The 16885-nt window shown below is 43.6% G+C and carries 17 protein-coding genes; 13 read left to right on the forward strand and 4 right to left on the reverse strand.

All coding sequences use genetic code 11. From position 1 onward, the window contains the following. The coding region (locus AC0YN6_RS11005) for a transposase (RefSeq protein ID WP_475746870.1) at positions 1-289 on the forward strand (289 nt) is incomplete at its 5' end. Between the two features lie 47 nt (positions 290-336). Here AC0YN6_RS11005 and AC0YN6_RS11010 read toward each other — a convergent pair. The 3 genes from AC0YN6_RS11010 to AC0YN6_RS11020 form a co-directional block, all read right to left on the reverse strand. Continuing rightward, a complete protein-coding gene (locus AC0YN6_RS11010; protein ID WP_475746871.1) occupies positions 337-1278 on the reverse strand; it encodes an ROK family protein in 942 nt (313 codons plus the stop codon). Next, positions 1268-3100, reverse strand: coding sequence for a class I mannose-6-phosphate isomerase (locus AC0YN6_RS11015; RefSeq protein WP_475746872.1), 1833 nt, complete (start codon positions 3098-3100; stop codon positions 1268-1270). Before AC0YN6_RS11015 ends, AC0YN6_RS11010 begins: the two co-directional genes overlap by 11 nt. Before the next feature lie 146 nt (positions 3101-3246). Next, on the reverse strand, positions 3247-4155 hold the full coding sequence (locus AC0YN6_RS11020) for a helix-turn-helix domain-containing protein (protein WP_475746873.1): 909 nt from the start codon (positions 4153-4155) through the stop codon (positions 3247-3249). Between the two features lie 233 nt (positions 4156-4388). Here AC0YN6_RS11020 and AC0YN6_RS11025 point away from each other — a divergent pair, with 233 nt between their 5' ends. The 6 genes from AC0YN6_RS11025 to AC0YN6_RS11050 all read left to right on the forward strand — a co-directional run bounded on the left by AC0YN6_RS11025 (position 4389) and on the right by AC0YN6_RS11050 (position 9061). Then, on the forward strand, positions 4389-4892 hold the full coding sequence (locus tag AC0YN6_RS11025) for an ankyrin repeat domain-containing protein (protein WP_475746874.1): 504 nt from the start codon (positions 4389-4391) through the stop codon (positions 4890-4892). A gap of 244 nt (positions 4893-5136) precedes the next feature. Further along, positions 5137-6012, forward strand: coding sequence for a DMT family transporter (locus tag AC0YN6_RS11030; RefSeq protein ID WP_475746875.1), 876 nt, complete (start codon positions 5137-5139; stop codon positions 6010-6012). 288 nt (positions 6013-6300) lie between these two features. Next, positions 6301-6939: a hypothetical protein gene (locus AC0YN6_RS11035; protein WP_475746876.1), complete on the forward strand. Its 639-nt coding sequence runs from the start codon at positions 6301-6303 to the stop codon at positions 6937-6939. A 127-nt stretch (positions 6940-7066) separates the two neighbouring features. After that, on the forward strand, positions 7067-7696 hold the full coding sequence (locus AC0YN6_RS11040) for a YhbD family protein (protein ID WP_475746877.1): 630 nt from the start codon (positions 7067-7069) through the stop codon (positions 7694-7696). Between the two features lie 14 nt (positions 7697-7710). Then, positions 7711-8397: a hypothetical protein gene (locus AC0YN6_RS11045; RefSeq protein ID WP_475746878.1), complete on the forward strand. Its 687-nt coding sequence runs from the start codon at positions 7711-7713 to the stop codon at positions 8395-8397. Further along, positions 8390-9061 carry a hypothetical protein gene (locus tag AC0YN6_RS11050; protein WP_475746879.1) on the forward strand — a complete coding sequence of 224 codons (672 nt, stop codon included), beginning with the start codon at positions 8390-8392 and terminating at the stop codon, positions 9059-9061. Before AC0YN6_RS11045 ends, AC0YN6_RS11050 begins: the two co-directional genes overlap by 8 nt. Before the next feature lie 124 nt (positions 9062-9185). Here AC0YN6_RS11050 and AC0YN6_RS11055 read toward each other — a convergent pair whose 3' ends face one another. Then, on the reverse strand, positions 9186-10172 hold the full coding sequence (locus tag AC0YN6_RS11055; protein WP_475746880.1) for a LacI family DNA-binding transcriptional regulator: 987 nt from the start codon (positions 10170-10172) through the stop codon (positions 9186-9188). Positions 10173-10340: 168 nt separating this feature from the next. On the opposite strand from AC0YN6_RS11055, the gene AC0YN6_RS11060 reads away from it, so the two are divergent. From AC0YN6_RS11060 to larC, 6 genes are read left to right on the forward strand one after another with little or no spacing between them, the layout of a single operon-like run. After that, positions 10341-11102, forward strand: a complete 762-nt coding sequence (locus tag AC0YN6_RS11060; RefSeq protein WP_475746881.1) for an SDR family oxidoreductase — start codon at positions 10341-10343, stop codon at positions 11100-11102. Then, a complete protein-coding gene (locus AC0YN6_RS11065) occupies positions 11099-12376 on the forward strand; it encodes a nickel pincer cofactor-dependent isomerase, group 22 (protein WP_475746882.1) in 1278 nt (425 codons plus the stop codon). The genes AC0YN6_RS11060 and AC0YN6_RS11065 overlap by 4 nt, the downstream gene beginning before the upstream one ends. Beyond that, the gene (locus tag AC0YN6_RS11070; RefSeq protein WP_475746883.1) at positions 12373-13893 is read left to right on the forward strand and encodes a gluconokinase; all 1521 of its coding nucleotides are present in this window, start codon (positions 12373-12375) and stop codon (positions 13891-13893) included. Before AC0YN6_RS11065 ends, AC0YN6_RS11070 begins: the two co-directional genes overlap by 4 nt. Before the next feature lie 23 nt (positions 13894-13916). Beyond that, positions 13917-14732 (forward strand): ATP-dependent sacrificial sulfur transferase LarE, encoded by an 816-nt coding sequence (larE, locus tag AC0YN6_RS11075; protein ID WP_475746885.1) that lies wholly within the window; start codon positions 13917-13919, stop codon positions 14730-14732. Next, positions 14729-15403 carry a nickel pincer cofactor biosynthesis protein LarB gene (larB, locus tag AC0YN6_RS11080; RefSeq protein WP_475746886.1) on the forward strand — a complete coding sequence of 225 codons (675 nt, stop codon included), beginning with the start codon at positions 14729-14731 and terminating at the stop codon, positions 15401-15403. The genes larE and larB overlap by 4 nt, the downstream gene beginning before the upstream one ends. 1 nt (position 15404) lies before the next feature. Further along, a complete protein-coding gene (gene larC, locus AC0YN6_RS11085; protein WP_475746888.1) occupies positions 15405-16844 on the forward strand; it encodes a nickel pincer cofactor biosynthesis protein LarC in 1440 nt (479 codons plus the stop codon). Positions 16845-16885: the final 41 nt, after the last annotated feature.

Below are 16885 nucleotides of genomic sequence, written 5' to 3' on the forward strand. Positions count from 1 at the left end.
GCTTCACAGTGATCGTGGATTTCAATACACATCGTTGGACTTCAAAAAGCTCTTGGACAAAAATGAGCTGATTCAAAGCATGTCTCGAGTTGGTCGATGCATCGATAACGGCCCAATGGAATCCTTCTGGGGGACTCTGAAATGTGAGAAGTACTATTTACACAAGTACGAAACCTTTCAGGATCTCAAGAAGGACGTCGAGAACTACATCCATTTTTACAATAACGAACGATTACAAGCAAAATTAAACGGCCTTAGTCCGATGGAATTTAGGAACAAGGCCGCTTAACTGATTTTTATTATTTGTACTGTCTACTTGACGGGGTGCAGTTCAGATTAACCCTGAACTGCTCTTTGTTCGAACATACGCGAAATACCTATGAATGTGTTTTCCAGTAAGTCTTCCGACGTGTGAATTTGTACTTGATGTGATACTAAGTGCTGCCTCAGGGCTGGACCGAATAGATCATAACTCTTGGAAATCTGTCCCCCTAAGATGATGATGTTCGGTTCATAAGCTGAAATATAAGGGACCAGCATTTCTCCGAGACGAGTACCAAATACATCAAAAACCTCTCTGCAACGCATGCTGCCCAGTCTAGCTGCTTCAGCAAGCTCCTTCACATCCATATTAGGAGAGAGGGCTCCTAGCTCCTGAGCAAGTTGTAATATGCCTCTGCGAGAAAAAGCATCATCAATCATCCCGCCTCGATATACCTGATTGTATAACCAACCATTCGCAGGGACACCTGAACCGTCAACGATAATTTGTGACTGATCAATAAAAGCAGAACCGAGTCCAGTACCTAGCGTTAATGAAATAAAGCGATCTTGTGGAAATTGTACACTTAATCCTAATGCAAATAATCGGGCATCATTCTCAAAACGGATTTCGGCGTTGAACAGCTGCTCGGCCCATTTTTCGGTAGTTTTTTCAAAGCGCTCGTAAAATTCTTTTTTTAAATTCACTCCGTAAATGGCCTCGAATTTGCTCAGTCCTTGGATATAACAAATGCCTTGCTCATAATCGAAAGGGCCCGGGAAGGCAATTCCGATATGCCATTGGTTCGCTGTATCATTTCCCGTTAATTGTGAATAATAGAACTCGTATTGTTCCTTGAAAATAGTCATAAATTGCTCGAAGATTGTATTGGCATCCTGATCTGCAAGGGCAGGGAATTGCTTGCGGCTTGCAGCCATTGGAATGCCATTCTCCACAATGCAGGTCTTTATGAACGTTCCGCCTACATCTAATGCAATGACGGTATTAACCTTCAAGGAGACTCACATCCCAAGTTTTGGATACGCCTGCTTTAATTAATTTGCATGGTGTTTCAGTCAGGTTAACAATTTTGTACTCACCGAAAATAGCTGGAAGAATATAAGACTCAGCGTATCTAAATTCCACGTAAATCGATTCATCCGCACATGAAACGATCCGTACTTGTTCACCTTCAACCAAGTTGTACATGACCATTTCGCCGTTGGTATTGTCATTCCAAGTATCTTTTAAGTGTACTCGATGCACATAGAACAGCAAATCATCACGTTGGCCTAACACATATTCCTCATTTTCACCTTGTGCGTGAAGGAGTGCTGGTTCTGGAATAAGATTTTCTTGCACCCAATCTGTCGTCTTATGGAAATCAATATTGTCAAAGGCATGATCGATGTTAATCGGTCTCGGTTTGCCATCCAAGCCTTTACGAAGAAAATCATAAATTTTAAATGTAAACCACCAAGTAGTAGATGAGATTTCGAGCACTAAATTATCTTTACCAGATGTATGCACGGTCCCTGTCGGAATGAGATACAAGTCGCCTTTATTTGCTTCATAACAGTTCACATAATCCGTTAATTCAAGGGGGACGCCTGTTTCTTGAGCAGTTTGAACGGCTTCGTAAAAGCTTTCTTTCGTGCATTGATCAGTTAAGCCCAAGTAAACTTTGGAATCGCCTTTTTTCTCCATAATATAATAGGATTCCTGCTGCGCCATAAACTCGTTGAAATGTTCACGGATGTATTCTTGTTTCGGATGCACCTGACAAGATAAGTTATCGCCGTCAATCGTATCGAGATAATCGAAGCGAATTGGAAAATAATCGCCGAACAGGCTGACAAGTCGATCGCCCAAAATATTCGGGTGTTCATAATGCATCACTGTAAGGAATGGGAGCTCAATTTGGCTGCCTGCATATTCGATCAGAATTGAGTTTTCAGGCGCTATTGGCTCGAAACCCCACGCACAATTGACCCAGTCCTTCGGCAAATCTGCGAATTCTTTAAGGAATTGTCCTCCCCAAATGCCGGGTGCAAAAAACGGTTTGACACGCATTGGTGATTTGGCGATTTCAGTAATCATTTGACGCAGCGCGTGGGTAGTTGTCAGCACTGGTAATTTCGGTTGGTTCATATCAATATAATAATGGATCTGCTCTAACGTTTGCTTACGGTACGTTTCGAGAATCGGCCATTCCACGAAAAGGGATATTTTATATTTCTCCACATCATCACGATTCCAATTAAAACCGAAATTAAGCAGATGCTGCTTATGTTCAACCTGCTGATATTCACGAGAGACGTCAAGGAAATACGTAATATCGTATTGTCCGCCGCCAAGCCAGTAAGCACCCGGGCCAAAGGTAATGACGAATGTCGGTAAATCAGATTGTTGTTCAGTTGAAACTGCATCATCGATATATTTAGAAGCAGCCAGCGCAGCACCTTGTTTAAAATAATCTTCGATCGTTCCATCTACAAAATACCCGAATGCACGGTTGTCTGTAATATTATCATTAAACTGCTTCCGCAGTTCCTCGCTCGTTTTTACAAAACTATTCGTACCTAGGATGACTACACGGCAGCCTTTTTTTTCAAGCGTCTCAATCGTTTTTTGAAGAACAGGTTGAAAATGAGCACCATGAGTTCCATCAAAGGCAACGCGGATCAGATTAGTTTCATTCGCTTCGGCTAAACGAATAAGCGGAGCAGTAATGGCTTCAAATCCTTGTTGCAAACCTGATTGAGCAAACGGTGCATCCGTACCTGGCTGAATATGATGTTGAAAACGAATAGGATTGACAGGTCTTTTCTCGAACATGTTATTTCACTCTCCTAGAAGTTGATTATCCTCATTGTAAGTAGTTTCAAAGTTTAATTATTTAGAAACATAACACTATTTTTTGTACAAATCGGACATTTATCTAAAGATACATTGAAGATACACTGAATTAGAGTGAGGTGAGGTCAATTTTTTTGTACATTCTGTCTGCCATCCGCAAATTGAGATTTCCGAAATCTAGCAGGGGCTACACCTAACTTTTTAGTGAACACACGGGTAAAATAATGAACGGATTCAAAGCCGGTAAGCCTAGCAATTTCTTTAATGGCGAGGTCACTGTTAAGCAGCTTCTCTTTTGCTTTTTGCACTCTTCGTTCTTGGATGTAATGCACGAGCGTTTGCCCTAATTGAGAATGGAAGATTCTCGATAAATGACGTGTGGAAATACTCAGCTCTTGAGCGATATGTTCGACAGTCAAGGCGGAAGACAAATTGTCCTCAATATATAGCTTGGCCCGCGTAAGCTGGCGGTGTTCTTCTGTATCTTCCTCTAAGGATTCAAGGTCTTGATCCAGATCTGGCGACAGTCCCTGCAGGAAAGACAGAAGCAAAGACAGACTGAGATGTTTGAACATATCTTTGGAAGCGGGCTTCTTGCTTTCACCTAGGCTGAAGATGGCTTGCCATATTTGGGCAGAGATGCTGGCGTCTAAAGGATCGGCTACGATTTTACCATGATGGATCATACTTCGGAAATTACGGCTATAGGCTTCAGCTGTTCGTTTCTCATCGACTTCAAAGGCGACAAAAAACAATACAAGCCCTTCCTGGCTGCGAATTTGATGCCATATGCCGGGTCTTGAGCAAAACAAGGTTCCATCCTCTAGCGGGTATACAGTTCCGTCATCCTGGTAGCTGCCACTTCCTTGCAGCACATAACACACTTCAAAGAATGAATGCCGATGAACAGAATTGTTATAATGTTCCGGCATAAATCCCCAATAATGTATACGAAATGAAACCTGATCATTTATAATTTCTGATATATGTTGATTGAGAAGCGCGTTCACTCTTCTATAGGTTTGATAAGGCATAATTAAACCCCTTCACATAACGATTAATTGGATATGAGTATCTCAAATAACACTTCGATTCTACCAAAAATGATTGGATAAAGCGAAGGTGCCGGCTGTTCTTATTTGCTTCGGGATTGTTCTAGTGTGAATACCCGGAATAGTTTAGAAAGAAAACTCGAAAAGGATTGTAGAAGTCTGTTAAGGTTTGGTAATATTATGAAAACAAACCAGTTTAAATGGAGGCCAAACCAATGGATGCCACTCAAACGATTGTCGATGTATTTCAGGCTATACAAGCAGGTGATGTTTCGCGGTTAAATACCTTGTTGGAGTCTGAATCTAACCTTGCCAATATGGAAAATAACGATGGACTTACGCCTCTCGGGTTCGCAGCGCATTTTGGAAATAAAGAAGTGGTGCAGACTTTGTTAGACCATGGTGCCGGCATAAATGCGGTATCTCATTCCAAAATTTCCTTCATTCCGTCTAATACAGCGTTACATGCGGCGATCGCAGGGGAAAGAAGTATGGAAGTTATCCAAATGCTGCTGACTCACAAGGCCGATACCCAAATACTCGACAGTAATGGTCACACCTGTTTACATACTGCAGCGTTTCATGATGATAATATAGACATTATTCGTTTATTAATTGAGCATGGAGCCGATGTAAATGCTAAGACTGCAGAGGGCGATACCGCGTTATCCCTGGCAGTCAAACAAGGCAACCATAATGTTGCGGAGTTTCTTCGCTAAAATAATGATTTTAGACAATGTATGTCACCAGTGTGCATCCATTTAAGTTAGTGTCATAACTCGGAAAACCATGACCGCAAGAGGTCATGGTTTTTTGTAGTGTGATGGAGCGAACCTCGGGGTTCAGTCCGCTCTCCTTTTTGCATGTAAGATGGAATGAAGCTATAATAGCATACTGGATGGTTGTCCTCCCTCAGCACAATAGACATTTCAAACACTTCAAAGTAAGAGAGGGTAATTATTAATGCTAAAAGCTTATATCTGGCTCACCTTATGTGTAGTGGTATGGGGAAGTAATTTTGTATTTGGAAAGATTTTAGTTCAAGATTTCTCTCCATCCCTGCTAACATCGCTAAGACTTTTATTTATTGTAATCTTTTTAGTTGGCTTAACATCTTATAAAAAACAGTTCAAACCAGTGAATAAAACAGATATACTTTCAATTATATTGCTAGGTGTTATTGGTGTGTTTATAAATCAATGGTCCTTTTTTGCCGGTTTACAAACCGCCGATCCGACGACATCTGCGTTAATTTTAGCAACGACTCCTATTTTAACGGGCTTTTTAGCAGCTATTTTTTTGAAAGAAAAATTAACTGTACGTATGTTGTTAGGATCCATTGTTGCCATATTAGGCATTTATTTTGTTGTAGCGAAAGGCAGTTTATCTGCTGTACATCTGGATAAGGGCTTATTGTGGATTGTTGTAACGATGATAACATTCGCGGTTATGATTGTTATGACTCGGGTACTCTCGCGAAGAGTCGATGCGCTCACGATTACTTTATATTCGAATATTGTAGGATTTATTGTGTCCATTCCATTTGCTTTTACACTAGACACTACTATACGAATAAGTACTGATATTTCTGATTGGGCATTGTTAATCGGAACAGCCGTAGTTGTACATGGTATAGCTACGCTTATATGGAATAACAATATCCGACATGTTGATGCTTCGAAGGCATCCATTTTATCTAATTTGGAGCCATTTGTAGCCATGATTATGGGATTAATATTACTATACAAACCGATTTCTGGAGTAGAGATTTTAGGGTCGTTGTTCATTGTAGGCGGAGTTGTGTTTTCCACGTATCAACGGAAAAAGCGGTATAACTAGGACGATATGATCGCTTTTAGTTATCATACCTTGTCAAAATGAAATTCGCACTCGTTGGCCCAAATTCGTTCAGCCCTCTTTCTGCTGCTTCTACCGAAAAGATAACTATGCGAATTTTTTCAAATTTGCTATAGTATGGTGATTGCTAGTCTGACGGACTCATGCCTATAATATATGTAACCAGTTGTGGTTTATCTATAGTAGAGTTGCAGACAGCTTGCCGTGTGCTATGCACGTAAAAAAAGCCTGCTTCACAAGATGATGGTATGATAGGAGACGAGTGGGACTATGACAACAAACAATGAGACAACAAACAATGAGACAACTAACGAGGAAACAAACAGTAACGAAATGACACAAGAAAATTGGGCGGAGCTGATTAAAGCTGTTCACCATAATGGCCTTGTATCTTTAAGAATGCACTTTACCGACGTTGAAGCACAAGTGTTGAATCTCAAAGATTACGGTCCGGTTTTTGTATTCCATGTGAAAGATGAATCGGAAAGTGTATATTCTTGTGGTTTCTTCCTACGCGAGTTAATCGCAAGATTCCAATCAGGCAATGAGCCTGACGTATGGATGGCTTCCTTCTTCGTTGATCTTATGGAGACTGAGGGAGGGAAAGCTCTTCCTAAGCCAGCTTCAAGCGAAGAAGAGGCTAAAACGATAATTGATAAAATACTTGTTCCGCAATGTATACAAGCTATAACTGAAGAGTTTCCTCTGGATAAGATACATGCGGGTCTAGCATGGAATGAAGACCACGGCCCGGTATTTGAAGCCGGATTTCCAGCGATTGTAAACGGCAATAATGTATGTGCTATTCCTTTGCAGATGCTTTTGACACATTTGCAATTAAACCGGGATCCAAGTGAGCTGTTGATTCAAGGTTTGTACAACATCCGCAGTGAGCATGGCTTGGACTAAAATGCATATGGAAAATCACGCAACCTGCTAAGGGTTGCGTTTTTTTTATTTAGTTACATTTAGCTTAAGACATTCTCATTTACAACGTAACAGTGTTATGTTACGATATTTTCAAGAGGTGATTGTAGTGGATCAAGATTTAATTTCAAAGAAGGAGCTACTCGATTTAACCGGTATTTCGTATGGACAATTGTATCGTTGGAAGCGAAAGAAGCTTATTCCGGAGGAATGGTTTATTCGTAAATCAACCTTTACTGGGCAAGAAACCTTTTTCCCTAAACAAACGATACTAGCACGTATCCATAACATTATTAATATGAAGGATGATCTTTCATTAGATGACCTAGCGGGCAAGTTATCTGATATGTCAGCTATTAATCGAACCACGCTCACAGCTGAAGAAGCAGAAGGTCGTAACATTGTTTCGTCAGTGACCTTGAAGAGGTTCGGCGAATTGTCAGGTGTAGAAAAAGAATATACCTTCGATCAGCTTGTTCATTTGTTTACGATTGACTACCTCCTAAGTCGAGGAGAATTGAGTCTGGAGGAAGCTGACCTGCTCTTTCAAACTTTGAATGAGAAGGCCAAGAGATTTGAGGGGAAGAGCTGGGATTTATTTTTTGTTCGAAAAATGGGGGTCACTTCCTTTGTTCTTGCGCTTTCACCAACAGACTTAATATTCGATGAAGGTGTCCGTCTTATAGCCAAACTAAGTCTTGGAGATTTGATCGAACAATTAAAAGGCAAGCTTTCTTAATGGAGGGAATGGTTATGGAGAAATATCAATTGTCGGATTTGAAAATAAACGGGGTTAGCGGCGCCTCAGGAGGAACCTACGATAACGTTACAATAGATGGTGTTGGCAAAGTCAATGGCTCAATTGTAGCACGTAGTTTTAAAGGGAACGGGCATATACAGCTGAAAGGGGATGTTACGGCAGAGGAAATGGAGTGTAATGGTACGATAAATGTGAGGGGCAATCTACACTTTCGAAAAATGAAAGCGGATGGCATGCTAACTATCGGAGAAGCACTAAGTGGCGATAGCTGTATTTTAAACGGAATGATGACTATTAAGGGCGATTGTGAGCTTGAAAATTTTACTGGCAACGGCGGCTTCACGATAGGCGGATTGTTAAGTGCAGGCAAAGTAGACATTAATCTCTATGGTCAAGGGAAAGCAAGTGAGATTGGAGTAGAAAGCATAGTCATCCGACAAGCGGGGAAAGGGGTTTGGAGTAAGTTATTAGGCGGAATAATTCCGAAACTAAATCCTCAGCTTCATGTTGGAATCATTGAGGGTGATTATATTGATCTTGAATATACGACTGCGGACATTGTTAGAGGCAATATTGTCATCATCGGTAAAGGCTGTTCAATCGGAAGTATTGAATATCGCACAACACTAACCGTATGTCCCGGTGTAGCCGTTATGAAGGAGGAGAAGGTCAGTGACTGAGCTAAGCCGTAATGATTTGAAAATATTAGGCACGACAACATCAGCGGGCGGATTTTATAAAAATGTGAATATAACAGGAGAGTGTCAATTTAACGGTGATTTGCATTGCGAAAGGTTGCGATTGACTGGGGACACCAAGGTTGCTGGAAGTCTCCGAGTGAAAGATATCCATATTACAGGTTCTTGTGCCGTTAAAGGGAGTTTTGACGGACTTTCGTTGCGAGGGAGCGGTGAAATGAAGACGACGGAAGGGCTCAGAGTTGATCGTCTTAGATTCACTGGAAATGTGGATGTAAAAGGTGATTGTGAAGCGGAAGAACTAAAGTTATCGGGTACAGTTCAGGTCGATGGATTACTGAGCTCAGACAATCTGGACCTAAAATTATATGGACCAAGCTGGGCCAAAGAGGTCGGAGGCAGCAAGATTAGAATCAACATCAGCAAAGTGGGAACAGTGTTGAATCTGATGAAATTGAAGGAAGGGGATATATTCAAGGCTGGTCTGATCGAAGGGGACAGTATTGAGCTTCAGAACACAAAAGCCGATATCGTTAGGGGTGAGCATGTAATCATCGGTGAAAATTGTGAAATCAATAAGGTAGAATACCGTGATTCACTGAAGATTCATAAGAAAGCAATCGTGAACAATCAGGTAAAGCTATGATTTTAGATGTAGTTAGTTGGAGCAAATGAATACGCCGGCAGAGAGAATAGAACTCTTCTACCGGCGTATTTTTTTGCAGATGGCAAAATAACTCCCCTCCTAACCGTACGAATATATTGTTATTTTATGATGGTTTAGACGTGGAAGCACGTATAACAAGTTCGGGCTCTAAGTGAACGGTTTTAATTACATTAGGAGCTTCGATAAGCTCAAGAATGGTTTTGGCAATAACAGACGTTATCGAAGAGATTGCAACGCCTACTACAGTCATTGGAATTTCCAGCTTATCCATTTGAGGCAGGTTATCGTAGCTCACCACCGATATATTTTGCGGTACAGACAGACCTTGCTCAGTGACAGCTCGAAGGATACCTCGAGTCAAATCGATACCGCCGCTAATGACAGCGGTTGGGCGACACGGTTTATCCAGCATCGTACGGGCCGCCGCATAACCGTCATGAAATTCTAAGCCATGCATATGCAGAACGGAATCTTCTTTGAATTGAAGACCATGGCCCTCGATTTCCTCCTTAAATGCTGCAATCTTCACAGCCTGCAAAGGATCATACGACTGGGGCTCCCCTATATAGGCAATTTCTTTATGGCCCAAGCTTACCAAATGACGCACAGCTAGACGAATGGCTTGTCCGCGGTTAACGTCAACTGCGGAATATGATGTATAGCCAGCAGCTCCGTATGTAAGGATCGGTATTTTCAAAGGATTGGTATCCTCGATGCTGGGAATACTGTCCCGATCTCCAAAAGCGAGTATCGCATCGACTTGGTAGCGGCGGAAGGTGTCAATCGCCGATTCGATATTGCTAATGGATAGTAAAGTGATATAGCCATACTTCTCGATTTCCTCGTTAAGCCTAGTAAGAAGAGAAGAGAGGGCAGTGCGCTCGATGGATGGCCATACGATGCCAATCGCCCCGCTTTTTCTAGAGACAAGACTTCGAGCTGCTATATTGGGTTGATAGCCCATTTCTTTTGCGATAGAAAGGATATGCTGTTTCGTTTTATTTTGTACGAGCGGGCTGTCTCTAAGCGCCTTCGAGACGGTGGAGAAGCTTACACCTGCTCGTTCTGCAACATCTTTGATCGTTACCATGGTTTCCCTCCGAAAGGAACATTTACGAGTATTAACATAAGGAATACATCATATCATAGTATAATTTTTTCACAAATGAAAGCGGTATAAATGATGTGGACAGTATAATGATATTACGATATTATAAAAATAACAACGTTGTTAATTTGATTATAAGGTGGTTTTCTAATGTTTAACTTACAAGATACCGTATCTGTTGTTATCGGAGGAAATGGTGTTTTAGGCAGCGCGATGGCCTCTGCATTAGCCGAAGCGGGATCCAAGGTAGCTATCGTTGGCCGTGATATGGAGAAAGCTAAATTGGTATGTGATCAAATTAATAGCGGCGGCGGTACGGCGATTTCCTTCCAAGCGGATGCTACAAAGAAAGATGAACTAGAATCTGTATTGGATCAAGTGTTGCTGTGGGGAGGTAAAGTGGATACGCTAATCAACGCCTCTGGTACGAATAGTCCAACACCATTCTTTGATTTGGAAATGGAAGAATGGGATAGAATTATGGACGTTAACTTGAAAAGTGTCGTGCTGGCATGCCAGGTTTTTGGTAAAAGAATGATTGAACAGGGAACCGGCGGTTCCATTATTAATATATCTTCAGTTTCCTCTGATCCACCTCTTTCCCGCGTATTTACATACTCGGCATCGAAGGCGGGCGTGAATAGCATTACTCAGTTTTTGGCAAGGGAATTTGCTCCAAACCAAGTTAGGGTTAACGCGATTATCCCAGGCTTCTTCCCAGCTGAGCAGAACAAAAAAATTCTGTCAACGGAACGCGTGGCATCTATTATGCAGCATACTCCGATGAATCGTTTCGGAAATCCGGATGAGCTGAAGGGCGCTGTCGTGTACTTGGCTTCGCCAAAAGCTTCTTCATTCGTTACAGGTACTTTTTTAAGAGTTGATGGTGGATTTGGAGCGATGACGATATGACCGATATACTGACAAAACTAGTTGAGAACACACCGATACCAAAGATGGTTCGGATTCGTCAAACATTTGATGATACGGTTCTTGAGGATCCGATGGGGCAGCTCATTAACAGCCTGCGTGCAGACAAATCGATGTCAGAAATTACAGCAGGCCAGAAGGTTGCGGTAGCTGTTGGAAGCCGAGGCATTTCTCGAATTGATGAGCTTACGAAAACCGTAATCGACGAGCTGAAGAGGATAGGGGCAGAGCCCTTTATTGTTCCTTGTATGGGAAGCCATGGAGGAGCGACAGCGGAAGGGCAGACGGAAGTGCTTGCCCATCTTGGCATCGATGAGGAACGTATGGATTGCCCGGTTCGGTCTTCGATGGAGGTTGTGCTTCTGGATTCGCTGCCGAATGGCTTGCCGGTCTATTGTGACAAGATCGCAGCTACAGAAGCGGATGCTATTATCGTAATTAATCGAATTAAACCGCACACAGCTTTTCGCGGGACAATTGAAAGCGGCATGTTCAAGATGATTTCGATTGGTCTTGGCAAGCAAAAGGGAGCTGAGGCTTGTCATCAGCTCGGCTTTAAATATATGGCGGAGAATGTACCGGCTATGGCACGGGTAATGATCGACAAGCTTCCGATCCGCTTTGGCGTGGCGATTGTTGAGAATGCTTACGATCAAATTTGTCGCATCGAGGTTCTTGGAACCGATATTATGGAGGAAAGAGAGAAGGAGCTGCTCGTAGAAGCGAAGAGCCGTCTCCCGCAAATTCTATTCTCTGAACTGGATGTGCTCGTAATTGATTATATCGGCAAAAATATTAGCGGTGATGGAGCCGATCCCAATATTACTGGCAGATACCCAACGCCGTATGCACACGGGGGACCTGAAGTAAACAAGATGGTCGTCCTCGATTTGACGCCAGAGTCTCAGGGCAATGCAAATGGAGTAGGGACAGCGGATTTCACGACAAGTCGTTTAGTGGGCAAGACAGATTGGCCAAGTACGTATGCGAATGGGCTGACATCTACGGTTTGTGCGCCAACTAAGCAGGCGACAACGCTTGCCAATGATCGTGATGCCATAAAAGCCGGGATCAAAACGTGTAATATTCTCGACTATTCAACATGCAGATTGCTTCGCATTCGCGATACGCTTCATCTTGGCACGATTGAAATCTCTGAATCTTTGTTAGAAGAAGCAAGAAATAATCCGCGAATTGAGATTTTGGACGGTCCTTACGAGTGGACGTTCGACGAGGAAGGATTTTTAGCCAAATGAGTGTGGATACAAAGCTAATATTAGCCGTAGATATCGGAACGACGAGCACGAAGACGCTGGTTGTTGATCCGTCTGGAAATATTCATAGAAGCCATTCCATTGAATATCCGCTTCATACGCCTTATCCCGGTTTTGCTGAGCAAGATCCAGATGTCATTTATGAGGCTGTAGTAGATGGAGTCGCTTATGTCATGAGCAAAGGCGGATACAAAGCGACTGATATTTTATGTGTGACATTTAGTTCAGCCAATCACAGCCTTATTCTACTAGATGAGAATGGTCTGCCGCTTACTCCAAGTATTACTTGGGCGGATCAGCGCAGTGCGCTGCAGGCCGAGCGTTTGCTGCAGGATGGCACAGGGCTGCCTATCTATTTGCGAACGGGTACTCCCATTCATCCAATGTCGCCGCTCGTAAAGTTGATATGGATGAGAGAAGAACGACCGGAACTATTCCAATCAGCACAATATTTTGTCGGTATTAAAGATTATATTTTCAATAAGCTATTCGGAATAATGGTTACGGATTACTCGCTCGCAAGCGCTACTGGAATGTTCAATTTGGAATCATTGACATGGGACAGCGAAGCATTGATTCTAGCAGGTGTTCGTGAAGAGCAGCTGCCTCGGTTAGTCCCGACTACGGAAAGCATTGAAGGCCTGAAGAGTGAAGCGGCAGAACGGATGGGACTAAGTCTCGATACGCCATTCATCCTCGGAGCGCAAGATGGTGTGCTTGCCAACCTAGGTATCGGTGCAGTAGAAGAAGGAGTGGTTGCAGTAACGATTGGCACGAGTGGTGCTGTTCGAACGGCTGTTAATCGTCCAACCTTAGATCCAGATGGAAGACTCTTCTGCTACGCGTTGACGAGTGATCATTGGATTGTAGGCGGACCTTCTAATAATGGTGCTATTGTAGCGAAATGGATTTCAGATCGACTTTACCCAGGAAAACATTTAGACGAGGTCATTCCTCTAGCAGCTTCCGTGCCTCCAGGATCGAATGGCCTTCTCTTTCTCCCCCTCCTATCGGGAGAACGTGCTCCCTTCTGGGATGCTCAAGCTAAAGGAGTTATGTTCGGCTTGACGCTAGCGCATAGTGAGACGGATATGCTTCGCGCTGCGCTGGAAGGTGTTCTGTTCCAAATTACGGCTATCGTTTCCTTAATGGAACAAGCCGGTGGAATGATTAATGAAGTTCGAGCGTCGGGCGGTTTTGCTCGCTCCACATTATGGTGCCAAATGATGGCAGACATGCTTGGCGTGCCTGTCCGCGTTCCAGAATCAGTAGAAAGCTCAGGTCTTGGAGCAGCACAGCTTGGTTTGTATGCGATGGAGGGTTGCAGCGGTCCGCTGCTGCGGTGGAAAGAAACGGAGGGCAGCCTCTATGAACCGAATGAGACTAATCATAGCGTGTATCAAGGATTGCTTCCGCTCTATTTAAGCATATACGATCGATTGAAAGAGCCGATGAGAGAAATATCGAAGCTGCAGCCTACACAGTCTGGTTTAGTTTAGCTGAAGAGGAGGGTTCCATTAACATGCATGATAAATATAGCAAGCTGCAAGAGATACTATTAGAAATGGAATCCGTAGTAGTCGCGTTCTCGGGAGGCGTTGACAGTACTTTTCTGCTTGAAGTCGCTTTGAAAACACTTGGAAGTGAACGAGTTCTAGCGGTGACAGCTGATTCAGAGACCTATCCGACAGAAGAGCTCGAAGCAGCGATTCGGCTGGCGAAAAGTCTTGGGGCTGCTCATAAAGTAATCGAGACGTCTGAACTAAGCATTCCAGGATACAAAGAGAATAATGCAAACCGTTGTTACTTTTGTAAAAAAAGTCTATTCGAGCATTTAGAGCCCTTCGTGAAGGACGGCGCTTATCGCCATATCATCTACGGTCTCATCGCAGATGATATGAATGAGCATAGACCTGGTGTTCAAGCTGCCAAAGAACGAGGTGTACGTGGACCCTTGCAGGAAGCGGGTTTATATAAAGAGGAAATCCGAGATTTATCTAACGAGCATGGACTTCCAACTTGGAATAAACCATCATTTGCTTGCCTTTCCTCCCGAATCGCATATGGTGAAACCATTACGATAGAAAAGCTTGGACGTGTTGGTGAATCTGAACGTTATATTCGTACGCTTGGTTTTGGCCAAGTGAGAGTTAGAAGTCACGGTGATATCGCTAGAATTGAAGTGGAGCCTGCTGCAATGCCGCAATTGATTGAGCATGCATCGCAAATTTCAAATAAGTTGAAAGAGCTAGGCTATGTCTATGTAGCTATGGATCTTTCCGGCTATCGCAGCGGAAGTATGAATAAAGTGCTTGAACGCGGAGGTTTGGCGCTATGAACGAGTTTGAGGATCTAGGATTCTGTAAGCTTGATGTCGGACGCAATGAACGGACGGGACATCCAGAGGTTGTATTTGGACAGGGAAAAACGACGGATCAGGTTGAAACGATCTTCTCACGGCTCGTTGAGGTTCACGGCAGAGCGCTAGTTACACGGGCTACAGCTGAGATGGGGGAGCGTGTGGTCGCTAAGTTCCCAGATGCTCGTTATGACGAAGTATCACGACTTATTTCATTGGGTAAATCCACGCGGAGGCTGCCTGGAAAAGTAGCAGTGCTGACCGGTGGGACATCAGACATTCCGGTAGCGGAGGAAGCGGCAGGGACAGCTGAATGGATGGGGTGCGAGGTTGATCGTATCTATGATGTGGGAGTTGCAGGAATTGATCGGCTGCTTAGTCAGAAGGAACGCATCAGAGAAGCGTCTGTTGTGATTGGTGTCGCAGGAATGGAGGGCGCTTTGGTTAGTGTGGTCGGAGGACTTGTACGCAGGCCGGTTATTGCTGTGCCTACTTCAGTAGGATACGGCGCAAACCTGCAAGGTGTAACAACACTTTTGGCCATGATGACCTCCTGCGCAGCTGGCGTAACCGTCGTTAACATTGATAATGGCTTCGGTGCAGGGTTTCAAGCGGCAATGATTTTACAACTGGTAGCGGAGGGCGCGTAACATGAGAACAATTTATTTGGATTGTATTTCAGGTATTGCAGGAGATATGGCATTGTCCGCACTGGTGGATATTGGTGCTGAACCTGACTATATCATCAACCATTTGAGGAAGCTGCCGATTGACCCTTTCACAATGGAATTTGTAAAAGTGGATCGGAGGGGGATTACAGCCAATTGGCTGAAATTAACCTTCGATAGCAATGATGATCATGAGCATGGTCATACTCATACTCACAGCCATACTCATAGTCACGATCATAGTCATTCTCATAGCCATACTCACAGTCATGCTCATAGCCATGAACATAGTCATAAACATAGCCATACTCATAGTCACGAGCATAGCCATGATCACGGACATAGTCATGAACACAGTCACGATCACAGTCATGCACATAGCCATACTCACAGTCACGATCACGGGCATACTCACAGCCATAGCCATGACCACAGCGATGGTCACTCACACGAGCATAGAAAAGCTGCTGACATTATTCATATGATCGAGGGATCACAGTTGCCTGAACGCGTGAAAAAGCGGAGTTTATCTATCTTTGGTTTGATTGCGCAGGTGGAAGGTAAAATTCATGGCATGGACCCTGCTGAGGTTCATTTTCACGAAGTGGGAGCAATGGATTCCATTATAGATGTTATTGGGGTTTGCTTAGCGCTTGAGAGTCTCGATGTCGGCAAAATCGTGGTATCACCTGTACCAACAGGAACAGGACGTCTCCGTATGGCCCATGGTTTATATCCGATTCCTGCTCCTGCTACAGCGGAGCTGCTTCGCGGCATACCGTTATCCGCGTTCACTGCCCAAGGGGAATTAACAACACCAACAGGCGCTGGCATTGTGAAAGCGCTGGCAACTGAATTTGGCACATTGCCTGCTGGTACGATTGATCGAATTGGATATGGCGCTGGGACCAAAAATTTCGACCATCCAAACGTTGTACGAGCTGTCTTATATGAGAAGGAACAAGCTGAAGGATCCAATGAGACTATCATTGTATTAGAGGCTCAAGTGGACGATTCAACGGGTGAGACGCTTGGTTTTGCGATGGAAAAGCTGTTCGAAGCTGGGGCGTTAGATGTTTATTATACTCCAGTGTATATGAAGAAAAATCGTCCGGGTGTGCTCGTTAGCGTATTATGCTACCCAGCTGCCAGCAAACGCTGCGAGGAGACGCTGCTCGCGGAGACGTCAACCTTCGGCGTTCGTCGCAGCGAGTGGCAGCGCAAGGCACTTGAGAGAAAGTGGATTCATGTGCAAACTGTATACGGCTCTTTAAGAGTGAAGCAAGCGATTGATGGGGAAAAAATTATTCGTCAATCTCCAGAATTCGAGGATGCAGCTCATGCTGCAAGAGCTTTCGGCGTTCCGCTTGAGACCGTGTATCGCGAAGTATATAAACATTTAAACGAATGTTATTCTAACTAATTTCAAATGAAAAGGCTTGAAGCTATTACAATCCATGAAAC

This window comes from Paenibacillus sp. J22P15 (assembly GCF_056269345.1).

Excerpts from the sequence above, each read along its gene's own strand:
- AC0YN6_RS11015 (WP_475746872.1), bottom strand. The coding sequence starts at position 3,100 with ATGTTCGAGAAAAGACCTGTCAATCCTATTCGTTTTCAACATCATATT.
- AC0YN6_RS11020 (WP_475746873.1), bottom strand. The coding sequence starts at position 4,155 with ATGCCTTATCAAACCTATAGAAGAGTGAACGCGCTTCTCAATCAACAT.
- AC0YN6_RS11025 (WP_475746874.1), top strand. The coding sequence starts at position 4,389 with ATGGATGCCACTCAAACGATTGTCGATGTATTTCAGGCTATACAAGCA.
- AC0YN6_RS11030 (WP_475746875.1), top strand. The coding sequence starts at position 5,137 with ATGCTAAAAGCTTATATCTGGCTCACCTTATGTGTAGTGGTATGGGGA.
- AC0YN6_RS11035 (WP_475746876.1), top strand. The coding sequence starts at position 6,301 with ATGACAACAAACAATGAGACAACAAACAATGAGACAACTAACGAGGAA.
- AC0YN6_RS11045 (WP_475746878.1), top strand. The coding sequence starts at position 7,711 with ATGGAGAAATATCAATTGTCGGATTTGAAAATAAACGGGGTTAGCGGC.
- AC0YN6_RS11055 (WP_475746880.1), bottom strand. The coding sequence starts at position 10,172 with ATGGTAACGATCAAAGATGTTGCAGAACGAGCAGGTGTAAGCTTCTCC.
- AC0YN6_RS11060 (WP_475746881.1), top strand. The coding sequence starts at position 10,341 with ATGTTTAACTTACAAGATACCGTATCTGTTGTTATCGGAGGAAATGGT.
- AC0YN6_RS11065 (WP_475746882.1), top strand. The coding sequence starts at position 11,099 with ATGACCGATATACTGACAAAACTAGTTGAGAACACACCGATACCAAAG.
- AC0YN6_RS11070 (WP_475746883.1), top strand. The coding sequence starts at position 12,373 with ATGAGTGTGGATACAAAGCTAATATTAGCCGTAGATATCGGAACGACG.
- larE (WP_475746885.1), top strand. The coding sequence starts at position 13,917 with ATGCATGATAAATATAGCAAGCTGCAAGAGATACTATTAGAAATGGAA.
- larB (WP_475746886.1), top strand. The coding sequence starts at position 14,729 with ATGAACGAGTTTGAGGATCTAGGATTCTGTAAGCTTGATGTCGGACGC.
- larC (WP_475746888.1), top strand. The coding sequence starts at position 15,405 with ATGAGAACAATTTATTTGGATTGTATTTCAGGTATTGCAGGAGATATG.